The sequence below is a fragment of the Actinacidiphila oryziradicis genome, from assembly GCF_005047355.1.
GTDB classification, from domain to species: domain Bacteria; phylum Actinomycetota; class Actinomycetes; order Streptomycetales; family Streptomycetaceae; genus Actinacidiphila; species Actinacidiphila oryziradicis.
Window position 1 is genome coordinate 1 of the sequence record NZ_SUMC01000214.1, and the last position, 6,158, is coordinate 6,158.

7 protein-coding genes and 1 pseudogene are annotated in these 6,158 nt (G+C 65.4%); 4 read left to right on the forward strand and 4 right to left on the reverse strand.

The window, feature by feature from the left end; translation table 11 throughout:
* Window positions 1-31: 31 nt before the first annotated feature.
* Window positions 32-1,459, reverse strand: a complete 1,428-nt coding sequence (locus FCI23_RS53460; RefSeq protein ID WP_136731390.1) for a cytochrome ubiquinol oxidase subunit I — start codon at window positions 1,457-1,459, stop codon at window positions 32-34.
* 53 nt (window positions 1,460-1,512) lie between these two features.
* On the opposite strand from FCI23_RS53460, the gene FCI23_RS53465 reads away from it, so the two are divergent.
* From FCI23_RS53465 to FCI23_RS53475, 3 genes are all read left to right on the forward strand, one after another.
* Entirely contained in the window at window positions 1,513-1,770 is a 258-nt protein-coding gene (locus FCI23_RS53465) for a hypothetical protein (protein WP_211265885.1), read from the forward strand.
* 702 nt (window positions 1,771-2,472) lie between these two features.
* The gene (locus FCI23_RS53470; protein ID WP_136731392.1) at window positions 2,473-2,844 is read left to right on the forward strand and encodes a hypothetical protein; all 372 of its coding nucleotides are present in this window, start codon (window positions 2,473-2,475) and stop codon (window positions 2,842-2,844) included.
* 80 nt (window positions 2,845-2,924) lie between these two features.
* Window positions 2,925-3,317, forward strand: a complete 393-nt coding sequence (locus FCI23_RS53475) for a tautomerase family protein (protein WP_136731394.1) — start codon at window positions 2,925-2,927, stop codon at window positions 3,315-3,317.
* Between the two features lie 75 nt (window positions 3,318-3,392).
* Here the strand turns inward: FCI23_RS53475 and FCI23_RS53480 are convergent, their stop codons facing one another.
* The 3 genes from FCI23_RS53480 to FCI23_RS53490 all read right to left on the reverse strand — a co-directional run bounded on the left by FCI23_RS53480 (window position 3,393) and on the right by FCI23_RS53490 (window position 6,035).
* Window positions 3,393-4,874: a catalase gene (locus FCI23_RS53480; RefSeq protein ID WP_136731396.1), complete on the reverse strand. Its 1,482-nt coding sequence runs from the start codon at window positions 4,872-4,874 to the stop codon at window positions 3,393-3,395.
* A gap of 77 nt (window positions 4,875-4,951) precedes the next feature.
* Complete coding sequence (locus FCI23_RS53485) at window positions 4,952-5,590, reverse strand: HD domain-containing protein (RefSeq protein ID WP_136731398.1); 639 nt, start codon at window positions 5,588-5,590, stop codon at window positions 4,952-4,954.
* A gap of 205 nt (window positions 5,591-5,795) precedes the next feature.
* Window positions 5,796-6,035 (reverse strand): hypothetical protein, encoded by a 240-nt coding sequence (locus tag FCI23_RS53490; RefSeq protein WP_136731400.1) that lies wholly within the window; start codon window positions 6,033-6,035, stop codon window positions 5,796-5,798.
* On the opposite strand from FCI23_RS53490, the pseudogene FCI23_RS64495 reads away from it, so the two are divergent.
* Window positions 5,924-6,158, forward strand: a pseudogene (locus FCI23_RS64495) (hypothetical protein); the annotation flags it as partial. The gene FCI23_RS53490 and the pseudogene FCI23_RS64495 overlap by 112 nt on opposite strands.

Consider the following 6,158-nt stretch of genomic DNA (forward strand, 5'->3'; position numbering starts at 1 on the left):
AGGATAACCGCGATGACATCGTTCATGCTCGTCAGCTCCTGGCGACCGGCTGGTTGGGCGGCGTCGGCTCCGGCCCGTACGGTACGTCGTCGGCGTCGTCGCCCTTGGCCCAGCGTCGATGCATGGACCGCAGTACCAGTACGGCGGTGACGCCCACGGCGAGGTAGATCGCCACCGCCGCCCCGAAGAACGGCCAAAGGTTTCCGGTGGTGGTGACGGCGTCCCTGGTGAGCAGCAGTCCCACCACCGTCCAGGGCTGGCGTCCCACCTCTGTCGTCACCCAGCCGCTCTCCAGGGACACGATCGACACCAGGCCCGCGACCGCGCATGCGCGCAGGAACCAACGACCGGTCGGGATGTCGCGCCGCCGCCACCAGAGCAGACCGAACCACACAGCCAGCAAAAGCAGAGCGGACGCGGTGCCCACCATGACATCGAAGGCGAGGTGGACGACGCTGACGACGGCGTCGGCGGGCCGAACGGCGGATGGGATCGCGTCGATCCCCTTGATCCGTGTGGAGGGAGTGAATCCCGCGAGTACGGAGGCGATGTCCGGAAGTTGGATGCCGTACCTCGCTTTGCCGTCGATCAGTACGCCCCCGAGGGTCTCGGGGACATGGTCACCGGTCTTGGGGAGGATCTCGATGGCGGCGAATTTGGCGGGTTCCTTATCGAATACCTGGCGGGCGATCGTGTCGCCGACGATGAACTGCAGCGGCATCGCGATGCTCGCTACGGTGAGGGGGATGAGAAATCCCAACCGGTGATAGCGGTCGCGTCGGCCCTTCAGCATTCCGGCGGCGTAGACCCCGGCGACTGTGAAGCCCGCGACGATGTACGCGGCGAGCAGCATGTGCAGGAATTCCAGCCAGAAGGCCCCGTTGAAGAACACCTTCGCCGGCGACACGTCCACCACCCGGCCGCCGTGTACGACGATCCCTCCAGGCTGGTTCATCCAGCCGTTGGCCGCGATGACCGCTCCCGCCCCGCCCACGCTGGCCAGTGTAACGGGAATGCCCGTCCAGAAGTGCGCCCAGGGCGACAGCCGATTCCAGCCGTAGATATAGACGGCCATAAAGATGGCTTCCAGGAAGAAGAACAACCCCTCGATCGCGAAGGGGAAGCCGAAGGCCGAACCGTACTTCCCCATGAGTCCTGGCCAGAGGATACCCAGCTCGAAGCTGAGCACCGTGCCGGTAACGGCCCCCACGGCGAAGAGCACCGCGGCCACTTTCGACCACCGTTGCGCCAAGAGCATCGCCTGCCGATCGTTACGGCGCAGACCCCGGAAGTTGGCGACCAGCATGAGAAAGGTGAAGGCTACGCCGAAGGGGACCAGGATGATGTGGAACCCGAGAGTGAACGCCATCTGCTCGCGCGCCGGCAGCATCTGCGAGGGTTCAGATGCGATCGCCAGCATCTGCGACACAGCGCTATATGTCGGATATGAGGGGTCCATCACTGCATTATCTGATCCTTTCGGTGATCGCACAACTACTGAAAGTGAGTTTGGTGCACCGTCGTCATTACCGCTGGTCGGTCGCGGCCGCGAAGTCAGGCGTGTGGCGCAGCCGGTCCCCGCCGTGGAAGCGACGGCCCCAGGTATCAGAGCTGCTGGCCGCCCTCAAAGACCCGGACCGCGGCTTCACGGCCATCGTCGTCGGCGAGCCGCAGCGGGTCTTCTACGACAACCAGCTCACCTACCCGCTGTTCGTCCGCTACCTGAACGGGGTGGAGGAGTCACGTTCTCCCGGAACCAGCGGTCGATGAGGGATGAAGCGCGCGTGATCAGGTCTTGGGGTACGAAGGTGTGAGGGCATGGGTCCTCCGGGGGGTTGCCGGGGACGTCGCGGGCGAGCACGTCCGCGCCGGCCTCCATAGCACTTGCGGTGATCGAGTGGCCCATGCCGAGCGAGGAGATGGCCGGGCGGCGCGGACGGCCACGGCCATGTGGTGCCGCGTCGGAGTAACGAGCTGGTCGATCTCCTCGTGTTGGCGGGGGTTCGGGATGTAGTCGTCTGGTATCCCATCGAGCCGCACGGTGTCCGGCGAGGGCGAGCGTCAGGGTGCCGGCGTGGATTTCGGGCTGCTCGCTGTCGGTGATCTCGGCCGACAGCGAGCTTGGTGGATGACGCAGACGGTGATGGCGTGGGGCTGCTGGAGTTCGTAGCGAGGGCCTCGTGATGCCGCGGTTCCCGCCGTGACCGTTGACGATGAGCAGCTGACGGGCGGGGTGGCACGGACGAGCGTGGCGGTGTTCAGAGAGACGGTGCCGGCAGACCAGGCGTACTCAAGCGACAGGCCGTACGGCAGAGCGGGCAGCGCTCACAGGTCGTGACGGTCGCCGTAGCGCTCGATCAGCCGCTGGGCGAATCGTTCGGTCGGTGGAGAGCCTCGTGTTCTGACCATCACCCTGCTGACTGGCGTCATCTCCACGCCGCCCTGGCCAGCCTTGGGGGGCGTCGCCGTGAAGTGATCGCCGTCGGCTTCGCTGGCACCGTGCCGGAGTTTTCGGTAATGATGGAATTGATGCTGCCGCTGTTGCCGCAGAGCGAGAGCGAGGTGAAAACGGTGGTGGAGTTGTGGGATGCCGACCTGGCTCGCGACGCTTCGGACCGGCTGCCGAGGGTCGACAAGCCGCCTCTGGTGATCGGTGGCGGGCAAGACTTGGCGGCCCCGCTGTGGCAGTGCCGCAAGGTGCCGAGCGGATCCCGGGGGCCACGTCGAAGATCTTCACCGGGCCGGGCTCCAGCCACGCAGTGGGGCCTGGAACGCACTGAGGAGTTCCTCGCCGAGGTCCTGGCCTTCTTCGCCGCCCAGCCCGCTCCCGCCGCCACTGGCTGACCGGTAACCCCTGGCCGAGCCCTGCTCCACGTAGCGCCTCCACGACCCCCCACCGGTCATCAGACCCGGAAGGAAAGGCCATGCCACTGCAGTATTTCGACGTCATCGAGGGCCGAACACCTGGTGAGATCAGAGCGCTGCTCGACACAACGCACGCGGCCACAGTGGAGGCGTTGGGAGTGCCCGAGCGGGACCGGTACCAGGTAGTGAGGAGCCACCCCGCCGGCGAGATCGTTGCACTCGACACCGGTCTGGGCATCGATCGGTCCGACCGGCTGGTAATAATCCACGTGGTCAGCCGCAGGCGCAGCCGTGCGCAGAAGGAGAGGCTTTACGCGCTGCTGGCCGAGCGGCTGCGACGCGACTGCGGTCTCGACCCGGCCGATCTGATCGTCTCGGTGACCGAGAACGATGACGAGGACTGGTCCTTCGGGTCGGGCCGAGCTCAGTTCCTGACCGGAGAGTTGCACTGAGCGCTCGGCGTGATTCCCTCTGTTGTCGCCGGCTCGCTGCCTTGCGGTAGCAGTGCTGCCAGCGGATTGTCTCCGCTACCCGTTGCCTGGCTGCGAAGTCCCCAGGCCCAGGCTTTGGGCGACGCGCGTGCCGAGGTCGGGATCCACTTTCGTCCAGTAGTCGTTGACCGCGCGCTCCTGGATGAAGCGCTCCACTCCCTGGTTCAGCTGCCAGACGATGTTGTCGACCAGATGGTCCCGGTCGTTCGGTGTCATCACCTGGCGGTAGAGCGTGCCGGGCTGGATGAAGTCGTTGTCGTCCCTGTGCGCCTCGTAGGCCGTGCGCATGATCTCGCCGGCCTCCACAAACCAGCTCGGATCGCGGTAGCGCTGCGGATCGGCCTTGGGCCCGCCGTAGCTGTTCGGCGCGTAGACCGGCTGGTTCCCGTTGTGGTGGTAGCGCATCGGGCCGTCCTTGTTGTAGTTGTGCACCTCGTTGAGCGGCTGGTTGACCGGAAGCTGCTCATAGTTCGGGCCGGTGCGATAGCGGCTGGAGTCGCCGTAGGCGAACATCCGCCCCAGCACCATTCGGTCCGGGCTGGGCCCGATGCCCGGGACGAAGTTCGCCACGTCGAACGAGGCCTGCACGATCTGGGCGAAGAAGTTCTCGGGGTTGCGGTCGAGCACCAAGCGCCCGACGGTGATCGGCGGGTAGTCCTCGTGCGGCCAGACCTTGGTCACGTCGAAGGGGTTGAAGCGGTAGTCGGCCGCGTCCTCGTAGGGCATGATCTGCATCTCGAGGCGCCAGGACGGGTGGTCCTCGCGGGCGATCGCCTCCCGCAGGTCGCGCCGGTGGCAGTCGAGGTCCTCGGCGCGCATGGCCCTGGCCTCGGCGTCGGTGAAGTTCTCGATGCCCTGCTCGGTCTTGAAGTGGTATTTGACCCAGAATTTCTTACCCGCGGCGTTCTCCCACATGTACGTGTCGCTGCTGTAGCCGTTCATGTGGCGCCAGGTGCGCGGCGTGCCGCGGTCGCTCATCAGGATCGTCACCTGGTGGGCCGACTCCGGTGAGAGCGTCCAGAAGTCCCACTGCATGTTGTTGCTGCGCAGGCCGGTGTCGGGCATGCGCTCCTGTGAGTGGATGAAGTCGGGGAACTTCATGGGGTCACGCACGAAGAAGACCGGCGTGTTGTTGCCGACGAGGTCGTAGTTGCCCTCCTCGGTGTAGAACTTCAGGGCCCAGCCGCGCACGTCGCGGTCCGAGTCCGGGTAACCTTCTTCGCCGGCCACCGACGAGCAGCGGAGAAGTATCGGCGTGCGCTTGCCGACCGTGTTGAGGAAGGCGGCTTTGGTCCACTCGGTGACATCGGCAGTCACCTCGAAATAGCCGAAGGCGCCGCCGCCCTTGACGTGGTACACGCGATCGGGGACGCGTTCGCGGACGAAGTGGGCCAGTTTCTCGATCAGGTAGGTATCCTGCAGCAGGACGGGGCCGTTGGCTGCGACCGTGAGCGAGTACTCGTCGCTGGCGACGGGGCAACCGGAATCCGTGGTCGTGACTGGCGGTTGATTGCTCATCTCTTCATCCTCTGCTCGCGGTGGAGTCCCCCTGTCGTTCACACGGGTCGGCTGAAACATGCAATAGTTTCCGCCAGCTACTCTGGCCAGGAGTTGCTCTGAATGACCTCGACGAAGTCGATGCGCTGGAAGCCGGGCACGAAGTGGGCCAGTACATCGGCGTTCACGGTGCCGAAGGTTGTGTCGGGCCGGTCCTTGAAGCCTTCGGTGAAGGCCTCCAGAATCCGGCGCTTGAAGTCGGGGCGCGGGTGCGCATCGGTGACGGCTTTGAGCGCCGCGGGATCGAGGTCGTCACGGCCGATCCCGAGCACATCAGTCTCCACACCCGCGGTGACCAACGCGATCTCGGGATCCATGAACTCCGGGACACCGGGCGTTGTGTGTAGGGCGATAGCCGTCCATACCCGGCGGACATCGTCAGCGCCGACCCCGTGCTCGGTAAGGAACCGACGCGCCTCGTTCGCACTGTCGATCTCGAAGCGCTGATGAGTGGTCCGGTATGTCTGGGTCAGACCCAGGTCGTGGAACATCGCTCCGACGTAGAGCAGTTCCGGGTCGGGCTTCAGGCCGCGCCGTAGCCCTTGCAGCATCCCGAACAGGTAGACCCTGCGCGAGTGGTCGAACAGTAGCGGCGGCTCAGCTTCGCGAACCAGTTCCGTGGCCTCGGCTGCCAGTCGCGTATCGGGTATATCGATACCGGCGATCTTCTCGCTCATAATTGGTTCTCTCCTGCGCGCGGCCCATGGACGCGGGCGTGTCTACGGATCCGATATCGGAGGTGCCGATTCGGGTAGGCGGTAAGTGCGGCGCTCATCATCAGTAAGGTCTCAACAGAAAGCATTTCAGCATTGTCTGCGCCTGTCCTGTCGTGCCAGCCACCCAACGTCCATCCGGGTGAACGGCCTAGCCCGAGTTTCCTCGCTAGCTCGGGATGTGTGGATGTTTCCGCTGCTCAGGGGCGGTTTTCCCGGCTTCCGCGGTCAGCGCGCACCGCATCCACTGTGCCCTGACACCCCCGCAGTCGTCGAGCACCTGCGTGATGACCTTCCGCGCCTCGTCGCGCACATCGCCGATCAGCACGTCGTCACCGGCACGGATCACTCCCGCCTTGTGCCAGGCCACCGAGGCGAGCGTGTCGCCGAGGAATTCCTGGTGGTCCAACCCGATCGAACCGGAAACGTATGGCCACGCTGGCCTGCGTGTTCGATGTCGATCCCGCGGTGCGTCGTCCGCACGACATCATCGCCCCACCCGAGGGACGCGGCGGGGACCGACCGCCTCGGC